Origin of the sequence: Aquimarina atlantica, assembly GCF_000626715.1 — a bacterium.
In the GTDB taxonomy this organism is placed as follows: Bacteria; Bacteroidota; Bacteroidia; order Flavobacteriales; family Flavobacteriaceae; genus Aquimarina; species Aquimarina atlantica.
In genome coordinates, this window is sequence record NZ_AQRA01000011.1 from 98447 (window position 1) to 124266 (window position 25820).

Sequence of the window (25820 nt, forward strand, 5' to 3'; positions counted from 1 at the left end):
TATTCGTAAAATCAAATTAAATATATTCTAATTTTATCTTTTTACACATTATTTAAAAACTCAAAAACACCTTTTAACCTATATCGAGAATTAATCAATATGATCTAATATTATAATCTATTTCGTAACAAATTAAGGATACTGTTTACTAATATAATAGAGTAATAAAAAATTATCTTTTAATAATTAGTTTATCTTTACAACCCAAAAAAATGTTTTGAATGATTAAATGGTTTGCTGCTATACTAGGCTACATGTTTTTTAGATTACCGGGAGCAGTTCTAGGTTTTATATTAGGTAGTTTACTCGATGCTACAAAAATCAAAACCAGTGGTGGATTTAAAACAGTATTTTCTCAGGAACCCCAAGTAACTCCAGCCGATTTTGAACTTAATTTACTCTCATTATCTTCTATTGTTATTAAAGCAGATGGAAGAGTAAATCAAACAGAGCTTGATTATGTAAGACGTTATTTTGTAAGTGCTTACGGAAAAGAACGAGCTAATGCTACCTTTAGAACTTTTAATGAAATTATCAAAAACAGACATGTTTCTGCACAACGTGTTTGTATGTATATCAATCAACATACCCGATATCCATCCAGATTACAGATTCTACACTTTTTATTTGGAATTGCCAATGCCGATGGGGCAGTAAGTATCTCTGAAGCCGAAGAGATTCAGAAAATAGCAGGGTTTTTACGAATAAACTTTAAAGATTTCGAGAGTATTAAAGCTATGTTTTTTAAAACTGGAGATCATGCTTATAAAATCTTAGAAATTGATAAAACTGCTACTGATGCCGAAGTAAAAAAAGCATTTAGAACTATGGCAAAAAAATACCATCCTGATAAAGTACAGCATATGGATGAGATTCATATCAAAGGTGCCGAAGCCAAATTTAGAGAGGTACAAAAGGCATATGATCAGATTAAAAAAGAACGAGGGATTGTCTAGTTAATTCTTATGTATGTTATTATTTCTATCTAGGTTGTAAAACAGATCTAAGTTAAGCTTCTAATGTTAATAATAAAGTGCCTTCCGTAGCCTCATTTCCGTCATAATCTTCATTGTAATAGAATGAAACAGGATAATTAATATTTAGTTCTGTTAGATTTTCTTTTGTAAAATATTTCTGTACAGCTCTTTTCATAAAATCTTCTGTAAGACGAGATATGAAATAGTACGTTGTTTCGAGTAATTGATGATATTTTGAATCATAGTCATAGTTTTCAATTATGCCTTCATCTTCAAAACGCATGCCTCCTTCTCCTATACTAGTAAATATTTCCTCAAACTCATCAATTGTCATTACCTCTTCAGATGGATCATAATTCGAAGGTTCTCCATTTTCATTTTGATGAGCAAATAATGTAATCATTCCATGAGGTTCACTTATTCTGAAATCAAACACATTAATAGTTACTTTTTTGAATCCCGAATTACGATTAAGCGTATTTAAAAATGTACTAAATGTATTGTGAATACTTTCCTCGTTACAAAATAATCGCATAATATTATTCAGATTATCCAAAATAAAAGAATCATATTCAATTTTAATTTCCTCTATATCAACATTCTCATAAAGTTCCTGAATTAATGACCTTTGCTTTAAATAGTTGATCTTTTCTTCGTCTGAAAATAATGTACCGTTGTTAAACAATTCACTTAAAGGTTTTGACATTTGTTGCTTTTTTTATTGTTAATAATTACTAAAGCGGGATACTTTTTTATACCTGTTACATAAACGTATCACCTATATTATATTTTTCTTCGGATCTTATTAGTTCATGCTGGTATGATCCCTTTATTTTTAATTATTTCATCTAATATTGCTGCCGAGTTACCTTTTTCTTTAGCTTTTTTCACATAGTTTAGCGCTTCTTCTGGCTGTTTCATTTTATAGTACACTTCGCCAATATTTGCATAGTACATAGCATCAGAAGGATTAGCAAGTGCCGCTTTTTTAAAATAAGCCAGAGACTCTTCAAGTTTATTTTTTTCATCAAACGCACAACCACTTAAATTGTATAAACTAGCAATTGCTATTTTATCATGCACTGCTTTTTCTTCAAAATCCTTGCGCTGTTCTAAATAGATATCGATTCCTTCTGTTAACCACAATAAGCGAGCTTTGAAATAATGTGCCTGACCATAATTAGGATCAATAGACAACACAAGATCTCCTTTGGTTTTTGCAGCTTCAAAATCCTTATTTTGTAGCGCATTCCAAGCTTCTTGTAATATTGCTTGTTTGCCATTTCTCTTAAGAAAGGAAATATCTTTATCATCAAAAAGATCAGGATGTTTTTCAATAACATCAATCAACGGTAAAATCGTAGAAGCGATTTCGGGATGATCTTCCATAAGTTGAAACATAGAATAATGGATGAGATAAATGGCCATTTTTCGATCTCTATCATACAATTCGTTAGTTTGTATAACCGTCTCACGTAAACGTGAAATCAATTTATCAACAAACAGATTTTTATCTTCCTGAAATAGTATTGCAAAAAAATGATACCAAGAATTTTTATACAATTCAGGTTTTTCATTTTCGGGCCATACAGTCCCTTTTTCATCATCCAGATTTTTCAATATTTTCTGTACAGTCAACCTACGAAGAAGTGTAACCAAAAACTCCTCTCTTAACAAGTCAGAATCCTCTTTATCCTCTTTTTTGAAATCTCCATTTTGTTCATAAGTGTATTTATAGCGCTCTGCTTCGTCATAAATTTTTTCAGAAAACTCATCCTGCCCTAATTTTGCTAATATGGCAACAATGCTAATGATACTTTCTCTTAATTGATATTCTATCTCATCACTTTCATTATAAGTAGTATAGGCTTTAATAAGTTTTTCTTTGAAAGGGAGAAAGCAAGAAGGGGGTAATGCAGATAAATTTATACCATCACCGTTGGTTCCGCCAAGATACATGTAATGATTAAAATTTAATTCGGTTGTTAACAAATAATCAATATGAGCATGAATACTTGGATGATCATATTTTTTTAATCGAATCGCAATTTTTGTTGCTAATTTGTCTTCAATATCATTTAACAAGGCAGTTTCAAGTACAGACCTTACTTCTTTATCATTCTCAAAATCTTCAAAAATCTTATAATCATTATCAGCAAAAATGCTTAAATATTCGGGATCATTGACAATAACAGAACCTTCTAAATCTTCAGGAATCGGCTTGCCGTATTTAACACCATTCAAAAGAACTTTTTTCACCAAACTTTTGTCTGCCTTTGCACTAAATATCCAAAGCGCATAATCTTTAATTTGCTTTCTTTTTTCTACATCTTTTCCTTGTGTAATATCATCATTCAAAATTTCAATAAACTGTTCCAGAATGGCTGGTTCGGCAATTTTTCCTGCTAGCTTCCTAAATAAGTCAATATTATAAACCGAAAGAATCTTGGCAACATTTGTTTCTGTCTCATTATTTTTCTTTGATTTCTTTTTCTTTTGCTCGTCTTTTATAACGGATCTAATCGGTGTCCAGGGATTATCAGGGAATGATAAAAATGTAGTCGAATTGTTAATAGAAACCATCACCGTTTTGGCGGCTTTCTTTTTAAAATTCTCTTTTTCTACAATAGCATTGATGATGGATTGCAGATCGTAAGTGATATCATGTACTTTTGGATCATAAGTAATGTTTTGAGTCTCAGACAAAAAATCGGATACCGAAAATGAGGTAGTTGTAACCGTATCGACCCCATAGGGATTTTCGTTTACTGCAAAACTACTACAAGGATGAATTTCAAATTGGACAGCATAGAAATGCGGATTCCAGCCTACAATTAATTTTCCAATATTCATTTCTGCTTTTTTCTCACAGTAATGCGCTACAGTAGTAAGCATCATCTCTGCCAATTCGTCTTGAATAGAATAGGTTTCTTTTTTCTCTACTATTTTCTTTTGTTTTTCAAAAATATAGATTTCATCTTGACTAAATGACATTAATGTATTGTCTATAAACACATTGCATATATTAGAATACACCATTTCTGGATATTCTTTTGTTTCTGATAAGCAATCCATCCATTTTGCCGAAACCAATTTACCATCAACATTCACTAGTTGTTTTAGTAGAACATTTCCATCTCCAACGATTACATTATCCGGAATCTTACCTGTAAAATCATAAACCGGAGCAATTGCATCTTTATTAGAAGAATCGTCTTGATTTACATGAATAAAAATCGGGTTTTTGGGGTCCTTGATATTGATAACATCTCCACCAATCAAATGTTGATCAATTATTCTGAAATAATGGTTTTCGCCTGTCTTAAAACTCACTATTTTGGAAGCTATTTTTGGTTGGGTTGGTACACTAACATCCAATATCAGAAGTGAACCCCAGTCTAAAAACAACAAACCATCCTTTGCCGTTGCACCACCCTGGCTGCCAACATAATATTCTGATAACAGCAACTTAGCCGGTATTTGTTTCAGGTCATAAATTTCGAGATGCTGCTTATTTACAGCATAAAGCATACCCTGATCAACAGCTGCACAAGAATAGCGAGAGTTACTATTTTGATTTTTAATAGTTTGAGTCAATTCAAATTTATGGCCATTGATATCAAAACACAAAATACCTTCTTCCTCAATAGGAACATAAAGTATATCCTTTTCTACAAACACATCCTTAATCTCTGCAGATGCATCAAAGGTGTACGAATCTAATTTATTCCACTCATAGGTTTTGGTTAACTCCGCAATAAAAATTTCCTGATCGGCGTATACAATAAAAACAGATTCAGACAACGGGTGAATCCAGTAGATTTCATCAATACTTATTTCATTTGTTTTAATATAGTGTTCGTCAAATTCATTTAGTTGAGTAGTACGAATTTCACTGTCGGGACTTCGAAATTCTTTGGTTTTCGATTCTGCTATAAATTGCTTTTTTTCTTCCTCCTTTTTATACCATCGAGCTACTTCATTTTTGATACTAGTACTGCTTTTGAATTCAAAATTTACAAGCGTTAATAAATTACCGTAATCCAGGTCGATTTCTCTGAAAAAATGAATCGCTTTTTCTTCATTTCCTTTTTGCAAATACAGTTTTGTTAAAGCAAATGCCGGATTGTATTGAGAGGTTCTATTTTTCCTTTCTTCGAACAGTTTTAAACAGTCTTTTTCGATACTATCTAATTTATCTGGATTTCCAACATGTGTTTTAATATCATACAACCAACTGGACAATTCTACTTCTTTTCGACCCGAATCATCTTCGATAGTATTATAGTAAAGATCAAATTCTTTTTTATCATCAAGGAAATAGCACGATTCGAGAATATAGTGCATATCATATTTTGATAGGTTTTTGATCTCTGATAAAATCATAATCACTTTCTTGAAATCCCCTTTTTCGAAATAAGTTGATGCTAATCCTAATTTGAGTTTGCCGTACTCATTATGCTCGGCAGGAAGCTGTTTTAGTAAGGTCTCTACAGCCTCTGTACCATAAGTAAATAAGTGTTGTTTTTGCTTAGAAGACAGCTTCTGATTATTTTCTATGAATACCTTAATCCAATTTTCGACTTCAGGTTCTTTTTCGAGTGGATTAGGAACGAAGTCTTTGTCTATTATTTTCTCAGGAAATTGCTCAATAAGTTTTTTAAACTCACTAAACAATAATTCGTAAGGTAAATCTCCTCGATCTTCCTTAGTATGCCCGGCACTCAATTCCCAATCTTCAAACTCATCATCCATTCGAAAGACAACTTCATCTGGATTATCCTTAGGTGTCGAATAGATGTACTTAATATGTTTCATGTCGACGGTGTATACATTACTCTCTTTTTTCAAACTATCATCTAGTTTATTCCCCTTAGGATAAAAAAGTGTAAAACCATTTTCATTGAATTTTAAATACGGATAGGTTAACTTTATATCAGGAAGGGTTAACATGACATTATGAAAAGGCCCCTCACCATTTGCATGCGTAAAAGCAGCAACGTAATTATACTCTTCATAATCATGCATCATATTGTTGAGTACAATTCCTACGACATGTTTAAACGTATCTGCAAAGTATTGAGTAGCTGCAGTCCTGGCGGCTTTAATTGTTTGAGAGAATAGTGCTTGTCGTAAGCAGATTAAATAACTTTTATAAGCTGAATCCGAAATATGATCAAACGTAAGTTTCTGTTTTACATCACTGTATTTTTGAATATACTCACTTGCTGGTTCACTATATTTGTCTAGATTCTTACCAAGTCCTGCATCTGCCAAATCCAACCACATACTTATATCAATTAACCCAATAGGACTATCATTGGTTGTTAGTGAGAAAAAAGTTTCCCACTCTTTTGAATGATAAATTTCTAACGCATCAAAAGATGAATTAGGATGGATAATGATCATTCTAATTTTCTTAGTATTAATATGCTCTTGCTCAATAGCGTTATCAATGATTTTTTTGAGTTCTGCAGTTATATGTTTTGTTATATTGAGTGTTGTCATGATTGTTGAATTATTTTTTTAATGGGTATACATTTTTCACCGGTTACGAATCGCTATTTAATTACAGGGCTCTGCTATAATACCGGTGAATTTTCCACTATTAATGACTTTAGCCACTTTCTCATTAACTATGATTTCAAGATGTGATTCGGCAAGTCTGAACATAGATAACCCTTTTACCTTTTCTTCATCAATTTTTATTTTATGAAAGTAATACCCACTACCAAAAGGTAAATGTTCTGACGATTCTAGATCGACACAAGAAACAAGTCCTATTATATTTACCAGTGCATACTTATAGTTTAGTACTTCTCCTGTAAACGCATCTTCTATTTCTACAGGAAAGACCTGTAAATTATCAACTCCTGTATCCTTCAACGCATTAACTAACGCCAAAGTCATTAAGGACGATTCACTATAATAATCTACTAGCCTTTCTTCTATAGTAGGCTGTACATATTCTCCTTCAAAATCAGGATCATATTGATCATAACCTGATTCTTCTCCTGCAAACATTTTAATTTTAAAAGGGAGTTCTATTTTCTTTTCATAAATAGAAGCGCCACTGGTATGATGTATTTCTCGATGCGAATCACGTTTCATCATAATATTCTTACCTTCATCGGGCGAAATAATTCTATAATACGTCATACCCTGTCTTTACTAAATAATAGTATAGTGCTCTCCTTACTTAAGGTTCTCTTTGCCATTTTCTTGTTGGGATTAGATTAACCCCTTTTATGTTATGCTCTTTTAATGCATTAGCTACTTTTTCATGAATAAAAATTCCTCCCCCTACTCCTCTCGAGATCTCTTTGCGAAAAATCAAGGCTCCATTTGTCTTTTTCGGGTCTATTAACGAGCCCGCAAATTCATAAAAATCTTCTCCTAATGGTAATGTATCTGATTCACTTTTTTTTGTACAAGAAACTAACTCAAGAATATTAAAAACGATATAATCTTCTCGTATCTCATTTGTGTTTTTATTGATAAATTGCAGAGGTAATACCTGAATATTATCTACACCACAATCCTGAAGAACAGTATACATTTTCTTGCTCATGATACACTGCGTTTCAAAAAATTCCCAAAGATGGTCCTCTCCAGTTTCTCTAATTAAACCGCTCAAACCAATTTTTTCTATGGTATCATTTCCCATAATATTAAGAAGAGGGTGATGATCTGGTTCATTATATGTATACACATAGGGTAAGTCTTCATAATCTTCATCAATCTTACGGCCTCTGGTCAAACTATCCTGCGTTCGATTTATGGATTCGACATAAGTGGTCATCGCTCCCGGGTTGCATAAATGATAATACATACTCATCTTTATTAGTATAAAATTTCCTATAAAACATGGTAACGCACCTACCATATCAATACTTGTATTAATTAACCTTCCAAAAATAGTTTTTACGGTAAAAATATACTTCACTGTTTTCAGGGGTTTATAAATCGAAATTATGATTTTACCTATGTGCTAGTCTTCAAAAAACCAAATACTATTAATTTAGTTTAAAAACTCGCCTGCACAACGCTTTTAAAAAATTTGCAGCGGGTAGACTTGTAGTAATTTTAATGTCTTCTAATAGCGTAGTTTCTTCGTCTAAAAATTTTAGAATCTTTGTGCTCTTATTTTTTTGAAATAACCTGGAAAACAAATTCGAACCTATTCTGTTTTCTGTATATAAAACATCCAGAAATAGTAAATCATAGTACCAGAACTTGGTTCTTTTACTAAATTTTGAAAGATCTGTATTACTTTTAAGGTAAGAGGTAAGGGTATTTATTTTCTTAAGAGATATGTTAAATGTATATCCTGTACTAGGTTTTGTCCAGCCTCCAGCTGTACCAATATGCAATATGTTTTTAGAATTATGCTTTCTAAATTCATAACAGGTCATTGGGATACATCCTTTTTCTTTTTCGATAATCTCATATTCATCGATTCCTTTTTCTTTTATGTATCTTGCTATTTCATTTTCATATTCTTTCTCTTGTAAAAGATTTTCAGAAAATAATGTGTATTCAAACAATGCTTCTGTTTCAGAAATAGGTAGCACATACATAAATCGGGTATTGTTTTTCTGAGCTACAGTAAAATCCATAAAAGTAGCTGTTTTAATATCAAATAGAGGGTTTTGTGTTTTTACAAACCATCCTACAAAATGTTGATTCAAAACAGGGTATCGGCTTTGTTTTTTGTATGCTCTGGATAACAGCGCACTATTAAAAACTTTATCTGCAAGATGTATTCGGGTGTTGGTTTCAACTCTAACTATGTTTCCTTCATCGGTTAAAGAAATGATTTCTTCCTGTGAGATGGTGATGTTAGATTTTTCTTTTAAAACTTTAAAAATAAAATCATAAAAATCTTTACTTCTCACAAGCTTATACTGATAAGGCAAGATCTTTATTTGTTTTGAAAAATGAGTGCTTCCAAAATAGATAGTATCCCATTTTTTGCTTACAATTTCATCCCAGATACCTATATCTTTTTCCCAAAAACACCAAGTGCGATCATTCTGATTTTTTAGTTCTTTATCAATTAGCAAGATTTGTTTTTCATCAAAAAAAGAATCCAAAACCATATGATAAGCGAGCATCAAACCCGAAGCTCCTAAACCCGAAATTATGTAATCGTATTTTTGCATATATTATGATAGTCAAATATAAAATGAAAATTCAGCAATATGACTATATCATTAAGTATTTAGGTTTATTTCTTATACATCTTTCTTATCAATCATTTTTAAGTATCAAAACCAGTATTGTTGATGTCAAAACAAATGCTGGTAAAGCTGCGGCAGTACGAACTGGTGCCAAATACTTAAATAGTAGAGAAGACATTAAATGTATAGAAATACTTCTTTAATAACAGTTTTTTAAACTTTTTAAAATAGAGTTTGGTTAACTTTCCTTTTCTTTGCCAAATGATTTCTAACAAGATAAAAGCTCATTTGGCTCTATTGAGCGTTAATATTATATATGGAGCAAATTATCTTGTCGCAAAAGGATTAATGCCTAATAAAATTGAAGCTTCTGCATTGGTATTTCTTCGAATTAGTGGTGCGGGTCTATTGTTCTTAATCCTTAAACTCTTTATTAAAGAACAAGTAGAAAGAAAAGATATTCCTCGCTTAGCATTATGTGGTTTTTTAGGAATTGCTACCAATCAATTCTTTTCGATGAATGGATTAAGCCTCACTTCTCCAGTCGATGCTGCAATTATTATTACTGCAATGCCTATTTTTACAGTAATTATTAGTTATTTCTTGCTTAAAGAACCCTTAACTTTACAACGTATTTTGGGGATATCAATAGGAGGTATTGGTGCTGTTTTATTAATTTATTTAGGAAATTCTGGATTAGGAACCAGCTCTTTGTTAGGAAATATTTTTGTATGTATCAACGCTTTAGCATTTGCATTCTACTTAGTAATTGTAAAACCACTAATGTCTAAGTATAAACCTGTTACTGTAATTGTTTGGACGTTTTTATTTGGGTTTATATTTATGTTTCCGTTTTGTATAGAGAAATTAATTTATACTGATTTTAGCACTTTTGCTACTTCAAATTGGGTTTCTTTATTTTATGTTGTAGTAGGGCCGACTTTTCTGGCATATTTACTTAATATGTTTGCTTTACAGTTTGTAAAACCTACCGTTTCTAGTAGTTATATTTATGTACAACCTGCAGTTGCTATGATTCTTGTGGGTGTTATCTCATATTTTATGGTAAACAGTCAATATAAAGGAGATATCACGATACCAAAATTATTATGTTGTATTTTAATTTTTTGTGGAGTTTACCTCATTAGTAGTGGTCCTTTGAGGTGGTTTAAAAAATCAAATTCCTAATGACAACCACAACCTGTACTACCACAAGATTTTGATGATTTTTTCTTTGTAGAAGAGATTGAAGGTTTCCAAAAGAATTTTTTAATCAAAAACCCTATTGCTCCAACAAAAATTAAAAGCACAATTATATTTTGGATAAGAATACTCATAATATATAAAGTCGTATAAAAATACTAAAACTAACGTTCTTATTTTAAAATTTGATATACAATTAAGGCTACACTGTAAGCAAAGATGCTCATAAAAACAAGCTGAATCATTGGCCATTTCCAGCTGTTAGTTTCTCGTTTTACTATAGCTAAGGTACTCATACATTGCATCGCAAAGGCGTAAAACAATAATAATGAGATACCACTGGCTAAATTAAACAAAGGGCCTCCTGTTGCCTGATTGACCTCTGCGGCCATTCTATTTTTTATCGTTTCTTCCTCATCACTCCCTACACTATATATGGTTGCTAACGTTCCTACAAAAACTTCTCTGGCGGCAAAAGAACTAATAATTCCTATTCCTATTTTCCAATCATAACCCAAAGGAGCTACTATAGGTTCTATAGCTTTACCTGCATATCCAATAAAGGAATATTCTAGTTTGTAAGATGCTATTTTGTTATCTAATTCTTCTTGCGAAAGATTAGGATGTAGCTCTGTTATAATTTCTTCGGCATTACTAAAATTTTCATTTGGTCCAAAACTTGCTAAAACCCATAAAATGATAGAGATTGCCAAAATGATTTTTCCAGCTCCAAAAACAAAAGCCTTTGTTTTTTCGATTACATTTATTATCACATTTTTAAATAGCGGAACTTTATATCCTGGCATTTCGATTACAAAATAAGATTTGCTTTTGATTTTTAATATCTTGTTAAGTAACCAGGCCGATCCGACTGCTGTACCAAAGCCTAGAAAATACAACAACATCAAAGTAAGGCTTTGATAGCCAAATATCCAACCTACCTTTTCATCAGGAATAACTAATGCAATAATAATAAGATATACCGGTAACCTTGCCGAACATGTTGTAAAAGGAACGACCAGAATTGTGATTAACCTTTCTTTCCAGTTTTCTATATTTCTTGTTGCCATTACCGCAGGGATAGCACAGGCTGTACCCGAAACTAAAGGAACTACACTTTTACCACTTAATCCAAACCTACGCATCACCCTATCCATAAGAAAAACTACACGACTCATATAACCGCTTTCTTCTAATATCGAAATAAAGAGAAACAAAAATGCGATTTGAGGAATGAAAATAACAATCCCTCCTAAACCAGGAATAATACCTTCTGTAATCAAGTCGACAAAAGGTCCCGACGGTAGCAAAGCTTTTGTTACTTCACTTAACCATGCAAAAGCTTCATCTATTAAGTCCATTGGATATGATGACCAATCATAAATGGCTTGAAATATCAATAAGAGTATTGCTAAGAAAATAAAATATCCCCAAAATTTATGGGTAAGTATCCTATCCATCTTTGCCCGTATTCCTGTAGCTGCTTTTTCATCTACTATAAGGCCTTTTTTAAGCACATTATTAATAAATTGATATCGCTTAATAGTCTCTTTCTGTTGTAGTCTTTTTAGTTCACTTTCAGGTTTTATCTTAAAATCAGGTGAAACAACTATTTCTTGTTTATCAACTTTCCTGAAATTAACATCTTGAGTTATGATCAACCAAAGCTTATATAAAGATTGATCAGGAAATGCTTTTTGTAATCTACCAAAATAATCTGGTGCAAAAGACAATGCATCAAAACAAGGTTTTTTTGATAATGAGGTATATGATTCTATTAATTTTTTAAGTTCATCGATCCCTTCTCCTTTACGAGCACTTACCAAAGCTATTTTGGTATTTAGTTCTTTTTCTAATAGGGGAATATCTAATGAAATTCCCTTTCTACGCATACGATCTGCCATATTGATAACCAAAATAGTAGGAATATCAAGATCTTTAATTTGTGTAAAAAGAAGTAAATTTCGTTTCAGGTTTTCTACATCGCTTACTACGACAGCTACATCGGGGTAGTCTTTGTCTTTTTTATTAAGTAGTAATTCGATCACTACATTTTCATCTAATGAAGAAGCATTAAGGCTATAAGTACCTGGTAAATCCATAATGTGAGCCTTAACTCCACGAGATAATTTACATACTCCTTTTTTTTTCTCTACAGTAATACCTGGATAATTACCAACCTGTTGATTAAGGCCAGTAAGCAAATTAAAAACAGATGTTTTTCCGGTATTTGGGTTTCCAATAAGTGAAACTTTAATTTGCTTAGCCATAAAAAGAATTGCTATTTAAATAATTTGAACTTCAATTTGGGCTGCAATTTCTTTACGGATGGCAAGATGGCTACCATTTATATTAAGATACATTGGACATTGAAAAGGAGCTGTCTGAAGTAATTCAACTTCGTTTCCCGGCAAACATCCCATTTCTAATAATTTTAGAGGAATAATATCTGAAGTAATCTCCTTAATCAAAGCACGCTGACCTCTCTTAAGTGTAGCAATTGTAGTCTTCAAAGTTTATTTAGATTAATTTTAAACTAAACAAAAGTAATAGAAAAAAATGGTTCTAAAAAACCAATTCATACTAAACTAGGCCTAACAATAAGTTAAATAACTACAATCATTCAAGTCATAACATCTAAAAAGCAATAGAGATTTAACCTTCTAATTTAAGTTATAAACCCCAATATTAGTCTGAAATCTTTGAAATTCAAAGATTTCGGACATTCTTAAGACAACATCAATATAGTTTTGCTCCATCTAAATTTAGTTCAAGGCGGAAACCGAAAAGCCTTAAAAAAAGAGTAGGTAAAAACTCATAAAACCTTATAATCATGCGTCACTTTAAAATTAACTTATTATTCTGTGCTTGTATGATATTTTTAATATCATGTGAGAAAAGTGATCACTTTGTAGAAGATCAGGACGTTTCTTCTGAAATTGAAGAATCTTCTGATACTGATGCAAAAATCATATTAAGTAATGGAAATTCCATTCGTTTTCATCAAATCAACGATGGTGAGTTACAAGGAACTTTTCTTCTTGAAGAAAGCGATTGCGAGTCCTGTTCTGTGCTTAACAACATCACAAAAATTGCCGGAAAAGATATTTCTGAAGCAGATATTTTCTGGGCTCTTTCTGAACCCGGAACAGTAATTCCTTCATTTTTAAAAAACGGGAATAACAGCTTTGATCAAAAAAACAGTAAACAACAAGGTTGGGCACGAAACGTGGCATTGGATCTTCCTATAACCATAGAAACCAATCCTAGCCGAACTATTGTTGCCTGTAAAAACAGTAATTTTACAGGGTCTATCGCCGGAGGTTTTTTAGGAAACCCTGAATTTGTTGCTCTAGACAAAACTCCAAATAATTATAATGGTTTTGTTGATGACTGCGCTAATTTATCTCCTTCTGCTTGTAATAAAGGGACAAGGTATAAACTACATGCAGTAATGCATGGCATAAAAAAATGGAGAGGAAAGATCTGTAGTAAAGCTGTGCAAAGTAGTACTAATGATCATTATATTTCTAATAGTATTGGAGGCCATATCTGCCAAAGCCCTCCTTGTAGTGCATATGTAGGTCCTGAATTATATTTCGAATATTATTCCAATAGAAAATGGAAGTCTATGAAGAATCCATCTGGTCAATATCCTGAAGGTTTTGAGGTACCAGCCAATACTACAAAGGTATATAGTTACTGGTGGAACACATCAACAAAAACCTCTTTTAGATTAAGAGTAAAAAATGCTATGGGTAAAGATCAATTTGACTTTATGATGGATCAACCTGATCCTGTTGTCACCCCACCAGGTGGAGGAAACCCTCCTACCCCAGAAGATTTTCCACAATTACCAGCACATATTGAATTATCACATGGAACTTTGGGAGGGCAAAATTATAGAATTGTGGTAGATTTTACCACTATCATCGATAAGAAACCAAGGATTACTATTCCTGAACAGTTTTTACCTGTTCTTCCAGAATATGATGGAGAGGTAATATTTCCAAACAATTTTTGTGGAATGAGAATCTTAAAAGCAGATCGATTTATATGGGAAACGGGCGATGGACAATTAGTTAATCAAGATCCATATAATTACGTTCCCGAAGATAGTTCAATAGAAAAACTATTTGGTTTTTCTATTTATAATAGCGGGATAGAATTTTCAGGACCTATTGGGGCATGCCATAATAGTAATGAAAACTGGGCATTTCCGTTTCCATTTACAGACACTGGCAATATGACCAATCAACCATTAAGATTAACCATCGAACTTTTATCGGATTCAGAGATCGAATTTTTAAATCATACCCTGCCTGGAAATGAACCTCTTGATGCCCATGAATTATTTGAAGAAGTGGATTTTGATGAACTCATCGCGTTTTATAATGAAACATTTTATGAAGGTTTCGAGCAATGGATTGACGCCGTTTGTGAAGAAAATCCAAATGATTGTCCTCTACAAGATTAAACAATTATAAACTAAAGTAACTTCGAGTGGAGTCAATTTCTGACTTCACTCTATGTTATGTTTATATTTTTCTTTCTTTAAAACAGCAATATCTTCTATCAATCGATCAATATCTTCTGGATTGGTGCCATCATAAAATCCTCGAATACGTTTCTTTTTATCAACCAAAATAAAGTTCTCGGTATGCACCATATCATATGGTCCACCATCTCCATCAGACTTGGCAGCCAAATAGGATTTACGTGCTAAATCATAAATCTGTTTTTTATCTCCGGTAACCAGGTTCCACTTAGCATCATCTACTCCTTTTTCGATAGCATATTTTTTTAGCCTGGCGACACTATCTATGGTTGGCGTTACAGAATGCGAAAGCAAAAGCACATCACCATCATCTCTTAACCGCTCCTGCACCTCTTTCATATGTCCTGTCATAATAGGACAAATTGTTTGACAAGTCGTAAAGAAAAAATCTGCCACATAAATTTTATCTTCATAATTTTTCTGAGTTACTTCTTCTCCATTTTGATTCGTTAATTTAAAATCCGGAATTTTATGATATTTACGAATATACTGCACTGTACTATCTACCAATTTTGTATTCACCATATCGGGTTCATACACGGGTAAAACTCGATTGGGTTTAAGAATTGAATATATTATAGAAATAATAATAACAGATAATACAAAAAGTACAATTGCGAAAAATTTGTATTTAGAAAAAAACTGAAGCATATTGATTTATTATGCTTACAAAATTACGAGGATTATCACTTATAAAAAGGTCGTTTTCATTAAAAAAATCCTAAATCTACCGAACTGTGTGGTAGTTTTTTTTCATATACTCTTCTAAAAGGTTACTTTTGCGTGATTTAATTTTGAACAACGACTTATGAGTCCATTTTTTATAAAAGCAATACAGTTACTATTAAGTTTATCTATTCTGATCGTATTACACGAATTGGGACACTTTATTCCTGCCAAATTATTTAAAACAAGAGTAGAAAAATTCTATTTGTTTTTTGACATAAAATTCTCACTGTTTAAGAAAAAAATAGGTGAAACCGTTTATGGTATTGGTTGGTTACCTCTAGGAGGATATGTAAAAATAGCCGGAATGATTGATGAGAGTATGGATAAAGAGCAGATGGCTGGTCCACCACAACCATGGGAATTTCGATCTAAACCTGCATGGCAAAGATTGATTATCATGCTAGGTGGTGTTACTGTAAATATCATCCTTGGATTCTTAATCTATATGGCAATTATATTTACGTGGGGAACCAATTATGTTGGTTTTGATGATATGCCAAATGGTTTTGCCGTAGAAGATTCATTTAAAAAATTAGGGTTTGAAGATGGAGATCGAATTCTTGAAATAAACGGTAAGACCTTAGAAGATGTAACACAAATCAACCACTATTTGTTTATGCGTGATGTCAAAAACATTAGTGTTTTACACCAAAATGGAAATAAAGAAACAATCCAAATTCCTGAGAATATAGGAACAACTATGTTTGAATCTGGAGTTTTACGACCTTTTTCTCCTATAAACAAACCTATTATAGATAGTACATATCTCGAAATAGCTGAAAAAGCTGGTCTTAAAAAAGGAGATAAAATAACTGAAGTAAACGGAAAACCTATACAGTATTGGCATGAGTTTAGAAAAACAATTCAAGAAAGTAAAGGCACTCCTATTGCTCTAAATTATGTAAGAAATAATGAGACTAATTCTACTTCGATAACTCCAAACGAAGATGGTCTAATTGGTGTAGTAGTTAAAAATGGGTATAAAGTTCAAGAAAAAAAATATTCTTTTGGAGAAAGCATTACCAAAGGTTTTGATTTTGGATATTGGACTTTACATGATTATATAGCACAGTTTAAATATGTATTTACCAAAAAAGGAGCTAGCCAGGTAGGTGGATTTGGTGCGATTGGAAATCTTTTTCCCGATGCCTGGAACTGGAGAGCTTTTTGGGGAACCACAGCTTTTATTTCTATTATTTTGGCATTTATGAATATCCTTCCTATCCCGGCATTAGATGGGGGTCATGTAATGTTTTTATTATACGAAATTATTGCAGGTAGAAAACCCAACGATAAGTTTATGGAGTATGCACAACTTGCAGGCTTTATTCTTCTTATCGCTCTATTGCTATTTGCCAACGGTAATGATATTTACCGGGCGATTTTTGATAAATAGCCAGAACTTAAATAAATAGAGATTTTAGATTCTTTTATTAAGAGATAAAAATCAAGTCAATAAATCCAGGTTTATTGACTTGATTTTTTTACACCTTAATGTAAACAGCTTCTTTCATTTTTTAGATAGCGTCTCACAATTTGAGACCAATACATATTAGTTTTACATCAGTTATCGATCAAAAGATAACTTAAAAATAATGTATCATTAAATCAATTAAAAAATGAAAAACCTAATCGAATTAACAAGTTTAGAAGCTAAATGTATTAATGGTGGTACTGAACCACATTCTACAAATGTATACGATGATGGAACTGGCGGTGGATGTATTCCTCCATTCTTCCCTCAATTTCCTAAACCATTTCCAGGAGGAGAGCCTATTTTATTTTAAACGATTCTTATCTGGGTCAAAAAATAAGAAGTACGTTTCTTGTTTAACAAAAACCGCGTTAAAAACCTCAACTACAAACATATAGTTGAGGTTTTTAATAAAACAAGGATTAATAAAAGAAATAATATTTATCAAATACTGAATAAATAACCCGAAAAAATCAAAAAAATCTTTTTGAGATATAAAAAATAGTATATATTTGCACTCGCAAAAAGAGAAAAACACTCTATATTTGCAAAAATAAATTCCTCCTTAGCTCAGTTGGTTAGAGCATTTGACTGTTAATCAAAGGGTCCTTGGTTCGAGCCCAAGAGGGGGAGCAAAAGTCCAACAGAAATGTTGGACTTTTTTGTTTTATAATTCCGTACAAGTTTTATTTGTTTTATATAGAACAAAATCAAGAATATTTGCTGTACATTATTAAGAAGATCTAGATCTAGGGCTATTAATAATCAAACGAATCAGGTATGGCATTCAACTAAAAAGCACTTATGAATATAAGCCAGAGTACCATTAAATAATCTTTGTAGGATTTAATTTATTGTTTCAAAACCCTTTTTAAACCCCTTAGAAATAATCAATTCTCATTATTTGGTGAGTACTAAAACATAAAACAGAGTATTAACAAAATATTATCTTGTTAAAGAAAAACTAAATTACTAATTTTGCGATCAACTGTATTGCACACATAAAATTACTTACTTCCCCCCTCTTGGTAATGGTAATACAGTACTTCTTAAAACCACAGACCAAGAGAACATAAAATGTCTCTAAATTAAATTGCCCCTATTATCTCCATAATTGGTTTGCAAAGATGTGCTGCCATTTAAAATTATTAATTGACTATGATATATACAAAAAGTATATGCCATAACACTTTGTATTATACGTTAGAGATCAACTATTTTAAATCTATAGTTATGAAAAAACTATTACTTATTTGTTTACTTTTTCATTTGGGGAATCTGTATATCTCTGCTCAAGCAGATTATATAAGCTGGGAATTTAGAGGAGGAAGACTCCTTGCCAACCCAGATGGCACATCTACCGGGCCAGGACCAGAACCTGCAGGGTTAGACGTTGCTGCCACACCACTAACTCCACCTGCCTTTGGCCGTCTTAGATCTGCTGTATTAGGAGATTTGGACAATGATAATGATTTGGATTTTATTTCGGGTAGTCAAGGAGGGACTGTTCATTATTTTCAGAATACAGGAACTGTTACTGCACCTAACTGGGTAGCAGCATCCATACCCACTTTGGATACCATAAAAATAAATACCTATAGTAGCACTAGTACTTTTAGAAATCAAAACAGACCACAACTGGTAGATATTGATGATGATGGTGATTTAGATCTATTTATTGGATCCCAATATAATTATGAAGGTTCTACTCTTGATGATGTTCGTTTCTATAGAAATGTGGGCACACCAGAAATACCGGTATTTGAATATATTCCTATGTGTATCCCTGGTCTTTTAGATCAGAATATTGCAGAATTTCCTGGTCTTGGCTTTGTAGATCTTGATAATGATACGGATCTTGACCTGGTTGCTTTAGGTAGTGATAAAATGACGTACTATAAAAATATAGGCACCAAAGAAAATCCTAATTTTGAATTGCAATCTGAAGCAGATAGTCCCTGGGATGATGAAAGTGCATATACTAATATGGATGTACCCATACCAGTATTTGAAGATTTTGACAAAGATGGTGACTATGATATGTATTTTATGATTGATACCGGTTTTGTTAGATGGATAGAAAATGTTGGAACTGCAACAACTCCTAATTTTGCTTCTTCTCCTCAACAATCATTTAATGGTGAATTGACCAATGGGGAAATTGGAAGTTTTCCGACTATTGCTTTTGGAGATGTAGATGGAGATGGCCTTAAAGATGCAGTTTTAGGGAGTTTTCACGTAGCCAGATTTGCATGGTTTAGACAAGTTCCTGTATGCATACCGCCAACCATATCAACCGTTACTGCAACACCTGTAACATGTGAAGGAGAAACTTCTACCATAACTATTACTGGCAATCTTAATATCGCCTCTACCTGGTCGATATATACCGATTCTTGCGGAGGTACATTAGTAGGCACAACAACAACAAATACTTCTACTATTGAGGTTACCCCTACTGCGCCAAGCACCACTTATTATATTAGAGGAGAAGATAATAGTATCTCTTGCATTGACGAGACAACAGCAACCTGTACAACGATTACTATTATTGTTAACGCTATCGATGATCCAAGTTTTAGCTATAACGCAAACGATTATTGTAAAGGAGACCCTAACCCAACACCAACAATTACAGGATTAACAGGTGGAGTGTTCTCTAGTACGGCAGGACTGAGTATTGATCCCGGGACAGGAGTAATCGACATTGCTGCCAGTACAACAGGATCTTACACAGTAACCTATACCACTACCGGAACCTGTCCTGATTCTAGCAATGTTCTTGTAGATATCATCGAATTAGACGACCCAAGTTTTAGCTATAACTCAGGTAATTATTGCAAAGAAGATGCTAACCCTACTCCCTCGATTTCGGGATTGGCTGGTGGAGTATTTTCTAGCACAGCAGGATTAAGCATTGATCCTAATACTGGGATAATCGATATTGCTACCAGCACAACCGGATCTTACACAGTAACCTATACCACTACAGGAACCTGCCCTAATTCTAGTAATGTTCTTGTAGATATTACTGAATTGGATAATCCAAGTTTTAACTATGATACAGACAATTATTGCAAAAGTGATTCTAATCCAACACCAACAATTACAGGAACAGCTGGTGGGGTATTTTCTAGCACAACGGGATTGAGTATTGATCCCGGAACGGGAGTCATTGATATTGCCGCTAGTACAGCAGGATCCTACACAATAACGTATACTACACCTGGAACATGCATTAACTCCAGCACAACAGATATAACGATAAATGCATTACCCGATGTAACAGTAACAAATAATTCTCTAACCTACACAGCCATTCAAACAGATGCAACATATCAGTGGATTAATTGTGAAACAGATCAACCTATATCTGGAGAAACAAATCAATCATTTACTGCATCCAAAAATGGTTCGTATGCTGTTGATATTACACAAAATGGGTGTACAACCAGATCTTCTTGCATTGTAGTCGATACTATTCAACAAGAAGATACAATATCTACCTTTAAACTATACCCTAATCCAACTGATGGAGTTGTAAATCTTACGATTACTGTAAAAAAAGTTTCTATATATAATTACTACGGAAGAAAAGTATTTGAAACCTCTAACTCTACTTTTGATATTTCATCTCTTAAATCTGGAGTATATTTTATGGAGGTTGAAACGAGTAAAGGAAGAACCATAAAAAAGATTGTACGTCGATAAGAAAACAGACGTAAAACGTAAAACTTAAATCTTAATACAAGGCCTCCAAAGAAGAGGTCTTGTATTAAGAAGAATATCATATAAAGCTTTGTTTAAAAAAATGTGTAATATCTAATTCCCTTTAACGATATCTTGCTTTTACCTTACTCACAAACTCTGGTGATAAACCCAAATAAGAAGCGATCATATACTGGGGAACTCTTTGTGAAAACTTCGGATTACTTAACACAAATTGTTTATAAAGATGTTCTCCTGAAAGACTACGAGTATATTTAGTCTTATTAATATGGGCAATATGGGTTTTTTCGGTGATTATTCTAAATAATCTATCAATTTTAGGAAGTTTGGCAGATAATTCATCAAAAGAATCTTGATGTAATTCTAATATTACTGAATCTTCAATAGTTTGAATAAAATTTTCTGAAGGGCTTTGATTAATTAAGCTATTATAATTTGTAAACCACCATTCATCAATACCAAAATCAAGAATTCGTTCGACTCCTTTTTCATCAATATAATATGATCTTACACATCCTTTTACAATAAAATATCTTGCTTTACAGATTTTTCCTTCTTCTAATACATATTCTTTCTTTTTGAACTTTCTTACCTTAAGATGTCGATAAAATAGCCCCATTTCTTCATCAGAAATATCAATATAATTTCTAATATATGCCGCCAGAGTAGTAATCATAACCTTATAAATTGTGAGGTTTTTAAAATACCACATCCTTGACATATTAACAAGGAAAAAGAATGTTCTATTTTGATGATAAAACTAACAAGTATTCCTTCTATATTTCCTCTGTATAACTTCTAAAAATACTCTCCACAGATTTTCTAAAATTCAACAAAAAAGACTGTCTTTTCAGACAGTCTTATAAATTTCAAAAGAATAATCTTTAGTACGGCATGCAAGTCCCATAACCACCATATGGAGATATAGAGCAATACCAATCCCATTCTCCTATGGCTTCTAAACAATCCCTTTTAGTTCTACATCCAACAGGATGTTGTATTCCTCCATTAATAGTTTCTTGTTGTTTTTTGTTTAATTGCTGAACATCTTTTAACCTTAGAATTTTTGATAACATAATGTATTAGATTTAAATTGAATTATAAAACTTACCTACTCTATTAAAAGGTTTTCGGCTTCCCCTTTTATCAAAATATTATCATTAACAACACTTTGACTTTCTACTCTAAGGTATGATCTAACAAAGAGAGAGAAAAACATAACCCCCGTATATTAGATAAAATGAGGAGCAACAAAACACTTATGATAACTTATAAAACCTAAAAAATTCGGACTGGTTAAGAAAGGTAAATCTAAAATACGTCACGCCCGCTTTGACAATTGCAAAGACTCTCATGAGTTCCTGTATCATCATCTGTAACCTCACATTCTCCACCTTTTACCATTCTCATTGCGCTGTGGTTAATTCTGGTAATGGTAATTTTTTTAAGGCTAATCCTTTTGTTTTGATGTTTTTTCATGATTATAATAGTTTAATATTTATAAAATAATATACTTTCTATATAGCGTGGATCATAATTTGTTAACCGCATTTTGAATAAATTGCGGTAGGAATTAGAAACTACTTATCTATGAAAATACTATCCTAAATTTTCGATTTTTTTAATATAATAAGAAGGGTTTAAGCCCGTTTTGGATTTAAAATGTTTGGTAAAAGAATTATCGCTTTTATATCCTATTTCTGAAGCAATAGATTTAATCGAAAAAGATCTAAACTTCTTGTCATTTTTCAATCTTTTTAATACATATTCTATCCTTAAATCATTGATATAATCATTAAAACTTTTTTCTTTATGTATTTTGATAATTTTTGAAAGGTACGTAGTATTAGTTTTTACTTTTTTGGCCATCGTACTGAGACTACAATCAGATTTCAAAAAATATTCCTGACTCTCTAATCTATCTAATCCTTTTAGCACATTATTGATTTTATCATCATCGATTATAATCTCCTTAGCACTATCTTTAGACCCTATTATTTCTGTTTTGCGTTCAGATTCCAGATTAGATATTTTGTCCATCAAATCGTTAAATATAGTTTTATTCACTTTTTGTCTCCTATAAAACAATCCCCCAACTATTATCAACGATACTAACAATATCAATACTACTATTATACCATACCGTACTTCTTTTTGTTGTTTATTCTCGAGTTCTTTTATAGTCTTTCCTAGCTCCTGGGTATCTTTATTGTATATTTTATTGACAGTTTTATCCTTCTCGTCCTGAAATTTAGCCTGAAGTACGGTATACTTGTTAAGCCAATATTTAGATTTTCTCTCATTTCCTATAGCCTCATTACAGTCTGCTAATAATCGATATGCTTCTAAAACCCTGTCATTTCTTGAATCTTTTTTTTCTAACAAGTCCAATATTCGATCCAAAGATGCAATTGCCTTTCTGTATGCTCCTTGTTTATAATAACAACGGGCAAGAAAATAATGCAGATTCAGTATAGATTTTTTTTGCTTAATCTTATGAGTATTCACAATATCTTCTACCCGATACAAATACTCAAATGCCTTAGGCAGATCGTTTCTATAAAAAAATACTGCCCCTTTTTTAGTGTTTAAATCGATGGTTCCAATATGGTAACTTATAGGTTTACTAAGTCTAATTCCTATTTCAGCATAGTAAAGTACAGAATCATATTTCTTTTGATCCATATATATTTCGCTAATAATAGTGATTAGATTGACATGGTTTTTACCATTTTTAAAAGAAGAGTTCTCTGCAAGTTTTAAGGAATGTTTGCATACTTCTAAAGCCTTATCTAATTGCTTCATTCTTCTACGAATCATAGTAATCCCAGAATTTGCAACAATCTCATATTTAATATTTCTATTCTTTTGTGCAATTTCCAAAGCCTTGTAATAGGTATCTAGCGCTTTTTGATTTTTCCAATCCTTAAGATAAGAGTTGCCTAGTTTTAAATAAATAGCGCATAAAAACAGATCGTAGTTAGCCTGTTTTGCAGCTTTAGCTGCATGGTTAAAATAATATGCACTTCTTTCGTAGTTTCCTGTCTTGTAAAAAGAAAGTGCTATATAATAATACTCATTAGTCTTGGCACTATCCTGATTTTTGAGACTAGAAAGTACTAGTTCGTATATTTTTGCCTCTGCTGGTGTAGATGTCTTTATAAATCTTCCCAATTCTTTAGAGGATTTACCAACAAGGCTATCAGGCACTGGAACATCTTTTGTTTGAGCAAACACTCCCGTGGTTAAGAAAACAGATAATCCAATAGAAAAAAATAAGGGTGTTAATAAAATTCTTTTAAAAAAAATCATTAGTCCGGATATGATACAACTATCCAAATGTAACAATTACTTTTTTAAGATATTAGGTTCTTCCAGAATCGCCAGAGGGTAATTAATTTAAGTAATCCTAGTCGATTTATTTCTTTTTACTACTTTTTGCAAAAGGGTTAAAATCCAAACATAATTGCACCCAATACTCGAGATCTTCATCCATATCAAAACCATCAGGAGTAACAAAAACAAAACCTTTCATAGGCCTACCGGTAAAATCCATGGGTTGACACCCCTCCTTTTTCATAGCTTCTTCGGTTGCATCTACTCCTATTCGTGCCATTAGTAAATCCATTTCCTTTTTCTTACTAAAATGGATGCCGCAACACATTTTGTTATCGACCATAAAACATAACCCTCCCATCATTTTCTTTTCATAAAAATCGGCTTTTCGTTCTCTAAAAATCTGACGAATACGATCTGCTATAAATTCATTGTATGCCATAATAGTTATTGAATTGCTTTTGATAAATATTCATTTACAGGACGCATCGTTTGCCAATACGCCATCATTTCTTTAACCAAAACATTACTACTAATCAAACCCGGAGCTTCTTCTCCAACAAAATAGAACTGTTTATTAGCAATTAATGATTCTTTTTTACATGCGTCTTGCCATTCTTTGGGAATACGTTTCATTGTTTCGCCTCTAATTTCTCCAAATTTCTGTACAAAACTTTTTTCTTCTAATAAATTTCTAAATGTATTAGGTGATTTACTAATCTTGGTTCTTATTTTATACAACTGTTCTTTTGACGGGCTAAAACATCCACCCATAATACCAACCATTTCTGGGGAGAATCGTAAAAATATACCTGGAATACTTTTGTCTTTACGTCCACCACTTGAAATGAAAGCGGTATAATGTAAATTATAGGGAGATTTATCCTTAGAGAAACGAATATCTCTATTAATCCTAAGTACACAATCCTTAGGTTCAACTTGTAACGTTGGATCTAATTTTTGTATTTCTTTAATCATAGAGTCGACAAATACCTCGAAAGGTTTTTTTATACTGGTCTCATATCTTTTTTTGTTCTCATGAAACCACTCTTTATGATTATTCTTTGCCAGCTCCTTAAAAAAAGTCACAAAATCTTCTGTAAAATAGTGCATCGATACGCAATTAAAATTAGTAAAAAAACAAATTAAGTATCTCTTGTCATATTAAATTTTTCAGCTTACTAATGTGACAAGAGATACAAAATGCTACTTCATAGAATGAAAAGCCACTCTATTTCCTTCGGTATCCAGGAAAATGGCCATATATCCATTTTCTCCCAGTGAAGTTTTCGGCATCAAAATCTTCCCTCCTGCTTTTTCTACACGAGCCAAAGGAATAGATAAATCATCACCGCCATTAAGGTAAGCAAATGTACCTTCTTGTGAAGGTTTATTACCATTACCATGAGTAATACAACCTCCTACGCCTCCATCTTTATATGGGAAAAAAGCCATTTTAAAATCCATCTCCATAGGTTGCAGTTCGGCTTCTAAAATCACATTATAAAATTGTATTGCTCTCTCAAAATTAGTACTTGGTATCTCAAACCAGCTAATTGCATTTGACATGATATTATAATTTATTGGTTTCTAATATCTCAAAGGTAAGTGATCCTATGTGTCAAAAAAAT

At 32.3% G+C, this 25820-nt stretch carries 22 protein-coding genes and 1 tRNA gene; 8 read left to right on the forward strand and 15 right to left on the reverse strand.

Annotated elements, in window-relative coordinates:
• Positions 1-221: 221 nt before the first annotated feature.
• Positions 222-956 (forward strand): TerB family tellurite resistance protein, encoded by a 735-nt coding sequence (locus ATO12_RS21620; RefSeq protein WP_034246584.1) that lies wholly within the window; start codon positions 222-224, stop codon positions 954-956.
• A gap of 52 nt (positions 957-1008) precedes the next feature.
• Here the strand turns inward: ATO12_RS21620 and ATO12_RS21625 are convergent, their stop codons facing one another.
• From ATO12_RS21625 to ATO12_RS21645, 5 genes are all read right to left on the reverse strand, one after another.
• Entirely contained in the window at positions 1009-1683 is a 675-nt protein-coding gene (locus tag ATO12_RS21625; RefSeq protein ID WP_034246587.1) for a hypothetical protein, read from the reverse strand.
• A 104-nt stretch (positions 1684-1787) separates the two neighbouring features.
• Entirely contained in the window at positions 1788-6485 is a 4698-nt protein-coding gene (locus ATO12_RS21630) for a tetratricopeptide repeat protein (protein ID WP_034246590.1), read from the reverse strand.
• A gap of 57 nt (positions 6486-6542) precedes the next feature.
• A complete protein-coding gene (locus ATO12_RS21635; RefSeq protein ID WP_034246592.1) occupies positions 6543-7136 on the reverse strand; it encodes an imm11 family protein in 594 nt (197 codons plus the stop codon).
• Between the two features lie 40 nt (positions 7137-7176).
• A complete protein-coding gene (locus ATO12_RS21640) occupies positions 7177-7923 on the reverse strand; it encodes an imm11 family protein (protein WP_131248876.1) in 747 nt (248 codons plus the stop codon).
• Between the two features lie 70 nt (positions 7924-7993).
• Positions 7994-9142, reverse strand: coding sequence for a lycopene cyclase family protein (locus ATO12_RS21645; RefSeq protein WP_034246598.1), 1149 nt, complete (start codon positions 9140-9142; stop codon positions 7994-7996).
• Positions 9143-9165: 23 nt separating this feature from the next.
• On the opposite strand from ATO12_RS21645, the gene ATO12_RS26410 reads away from it, so the two are divergent.
• Both ATO12_RS26410 and ATO12_RS21655 read left to right on the forward strand, forming a co-directional pair.
• Positions 9166-9363: a hypothetical protein gene (locus ATO12_RS26410; protein ID WP_034246601.1), complete on the forward strand. Its 198-nt coding sequence runs from the start codon at positions 9166-9168 to the stop codon at positions 9361-9363.
• Positions 9364-9421: 58 nt separating this feature from the next.
• Positions 9422-10348, forward strand: a complete 927-nt coding sequence (locus ATO12_RS21655) for a DMT family transporter (protein ID WP_051576014.1) — start codon at positions 9422-9424, stop codon at positions 10346-10348.
• Positions 10349-10536: 188 nt separating this feature from the next.
• Here ATO12_RS21655 and feoB read toward each other — a convergent pair whose 3' ends face one another.
• Entirely contained in the window at positions 10537-12633 is a 2097-nt protein-coding gene (gene feoB / locus ATO12_RS21660; RefSeq protein ID WP_034246603.1) for a ferrous iron transport protein B, read from the reverse strand.
• 15 nt (positions 12634-12648) lie between these two features.
• Complete coding sequence (locus ATO12_RS21665; protein WP_034246606.1) at positions 12649-12876, reverse strand: FeoA family protein; 228 nt, start codon at positions 12874-12876, stop codon at positions 12649-12651.
• A gap of 359 nt (positions 12877-13235) precedes the next feature.
• Here ATO12_RS21665 and ATO12_RS21670 point away from each other — a divergent pair, with 359 nt between their 5' ends.
• Entirely contained in the window at positions 13236-14840 is a 1605-nt protein-coding gene (locus tag ATO12_RS21670; protein WP_034246607.1) for a hypothetical protein, read from the forward strand.
• 45 nt (positions 14841-14885) lie between these two features.
• Here ATO12_RS21670 and ATO12_RS21675 read toward each other — a convergent pair whose 3' ends face one another.
• A complete protein-coding gene (locus ATO12_RS21675) occupies positions 14886-15572 on the reverse strand; it encodes an SCO family protein (protein ID WP_034246609.1) in 687 nt (228 codons plus the stop codon).
• Positions 15573-15729: 157 nt separating this feature from the next.
• On the opposite strand from ATO12_RS21675, the gene rseP reads away from it, so the two are divergent.
• The 4 genes from rseP (at position 15730) to ATO12_RS21695 (ending at position 20835) form a co-directional block, all read left to right on the forward strand.
• On the forward strand, positions 15730-17046 hold the full coding sequence (gene rseP / locus ATO12_RS21680; protein WP_034246611.1) for an RIP metalloprotease RseP: 1317 nt from the start codon (positions 15730-15732) through the stop codon (positions 17044-17046).
• Positions 17047-17269: 223 nt separating this feature from the next.
• A complete protein-coding gene (locus tag ATO12_RS26220; RefSeq protein ID WP_165583433.1) occupies positions 17270-17437 on the forward strand; it encodes a hypothetical protein in 168 nt (55 codons plus the stop codon).
• A 246-nt stretch (positions 17438-17683) separates the two neighbouring features.
• A tRNA-Asn gene (locus tag ATO12_RS21690) sits at positions 17684-17757 on the forward strand.
• Between the two features lie 600 nt (positions 17758-18357).
• A complete protein-coding gene (locus ATO12_RS21695) occupies positions 18358-20835 on the forward strand; it encodes a T9SS type A sorting domain-containing protein (RefSeq protein WP_034246618.1) in 2478 nt (825 codons plus the stop codon).
• 121 nt (positions 20836-20956) lie between these two features.
• Here the strand turns inward: ATO12_RS21695 and ATO12_RS21700 are convergent, their stop codons facing one another.
• From ATO12_RS21700 to ATO12_RS21725, 7 genes are all read right to left on the reverse strand, one after another.
• Positions 20957-21529, reverse strand: coding sequence for a Crp/Fnr family transcriptional regulator (locus tag ATO12_RS21700; RefSeq protein WP_034246694.1), 573 nt, complete (start codon positions 21527-21529; stop codon positions 20957-20959).
• Between the two features lie 208 nt (positions 21530-21737).
• A complete protein-coding gene (locus tag ATO12_RS21705) occupies positions 21738-21929 on the reverse strand; it encodes a hypothetical protein (RefSeq protein WP_034246623.1) in 192 nt (63 codons plus the stop codon).
• Positions 21930-22164: 235 nt separating this feature from the next.
• A complete protein-coding gene (locus ATO12_RS26225) occupies positions 22165-22332 on the reverse strand; it encodes a class I lanthipeptide (RefSeq protein ID WP_165583434.1) in 168 nt (55 codons plus the stop codon).
• 120 nt (positions 22333-22452) lie between these two features.
• On the reverse strand, positions 22453-24165 hold the full coding sequence (locus ATO12_RS21710; protein WP_034246625.1) for a helix-turn-helix domain-containing protein: 1713 nt from the start codon (positions 24163-24165) through the stop codon (positions 22453-22455).
• Positions 24166-24271: 106 nt separating this feature from the next.
• Positions 24272-24631, reverse strand: a complete 360-nt coding sequence (locus ATO12_RS21715) for a TfoX/Sxy family protein (RefSeq protein WP_034246628.1) — start codon at positions 24629-24631, stop codon at positions 24272-24274.
• Between the two features lie 5 nt (positions 24632-24636).
• Positions 24637-25302: a DUF2461 domain-containing protein gene (locus ATO12_RS21720; RefSeq protein WP_051576016.1), complete on the reverse strand. Its 666-nt coding sequence runs from the start codon at positions 25300-25302 to the stop codon at positions 24637-24639.
• A gap of 93 nt (positions 25303-25395) precedes the next feature.
• A complete protein-coding gene (locus ATO12_RS21725) occupies positions 25396-25758 on the reverse strand; it encodes a VOC family protein (RefSeq protein WP_034246631.1) in 363 nt (120 codons plus the stop codon).
• Between the last annotated feature and the right edge of the window lie 62 nt (positions 25759-25820).

Bases quoted from the DNA above. Each gene is read 5' to 3' on its own strand.
- ATO12_RS21620 (WP_034246584.1), top strand. From the start codon at position 222: ATGATTAAATGGTTTGCTGCTATACTAGGCTACATGTTTTTTAGATTA.
- ATO12_RS21625 (WP_034246587.1), bottom strand. From the start codon at position 1,683: ATGTCAAAACCTTTAAGTGAATTGTTTAACAACGGTACATTATTTTCA.
- ATO12_RS21630 (WP_034246590.1), bottom strand. From the start codon at position 6,485: ATGACAACACTCAATATAACAAAACATATAACTGCAGAACTCAAAAAA.
- ATO12_RS21635 (WP_034246592.1), bottom strand. From the start codon at position 7,136: ATGACGTATTATAGAATTATTTCGCCCGATGAAGGTAAGAATATTATG.
- ATO12_RS21645 (WP_034246598.1), bottom strand. From the start codon at position 9,142: ATGCAAAAATACGATTACATAATTTCGGGTTTAGGAGCTTCGGGTTTG.
- ATO12_RS26410 (WP_034246601.1), top strand. From the start codon at position 9,166: ATGAAAATTCAGCAATATGACTATATCATTAAGTATTTAGGTTTATTT.
- ATO12_RS21655 (WP_051576014.1), top strand. From the start codon at position 9,422: ATGATTTCTAACAAGATAAAAGCTCATTTGGCTCTATTGAGCGTTAAT.
- feoB (WP_034246603.1), bottom strand. From the start codon at position 12,633: ATGGCTAAGCAAATTAAAGTTTCACTTATTGGAAACCCAAATACCGGA.
- ATO12_RS21670 (WP_034246607.1), top strand. From the start codon at position 13,236: ATGATATTTTTAATATCATGTGAGAAAAGTGATCACTTTGTAGAAGAT.
- ATO12_RS21675 (WP_034246609.1), bottom strand. From the start codon at position 15,572: ATGCTTCAGTTTTTTTCTAAATACAAATTTTTCGCAATTGTACTTTTT.
- rseP (WP_034246611.1), top strand. From the start codon at position 15,730: ATGAGTCCATTTTTTATAAAAGCAATACAGTTACTATTAAGTTTATCT.
- ATO12_RS26220 (WP_165583433.1), top strand. From the start codon at position 17,270: ATGAAAAACCTAATCGAATTAACAAGTTTAGAAGCTAAATGTATTAAT.
- ATO12_RS21695 (WP_034246618.1), top strand. From the start codon at position 18,358: ATGAAAAAACTATTACTTATTTGTTTACTTTTTCATTTGGGGAATCTG.
- ATO12_RS21700 (WP_034246694.1), bottom strand. From the start codon at position 21,529: ATGATTACTACTCTGGCGGCATATATTAGAAATTATATTGATATTTCT.
- ATO12_RS21705 (WP_034246623.1), bottom strand. From the start codon at position 21,929: ATGTTATCAAAAATTCTAAGGTTAAAAGATGTTCAGCAATTAAACAAA.
- ATO12_RS26225 (WP_165583434.1), bottom strand. From the start codon at position 22,332: ATGAAAAAACATCAAAACAAAAGGATTAGCCTTAAAAAAATTACCATT.
- ATO12_RS21710 (WP_034246625.1), bottom strand. From the start codon at position 24,165: ATGATTTTTTTTAAAAGAATTTTATTAACACCCTTATTTTTTTCTATT.
- ATO12_RS21715 (WP_034246628.1), bottom strand. From the start codon at position 24,631: ATGGCATACAATGAATTTATAGCAGATCGTATTCGTCAGATTTTTAGA.
- ATO12_RS21720 (WP_051576016.1), bottom strand. From the start codon at position 25,302: ATGCACTATTTTACAGAAGATTTTGTGACTTTTTTTAAGGAGCTGGCA.
- ATO12_RS21725 (WP_034246631.1), bottom strand. From the start codon at position 25,758: ATGTCAAATGCAATTAGCTGGTTTGAGATACCAAGTACTAATTTTGAG.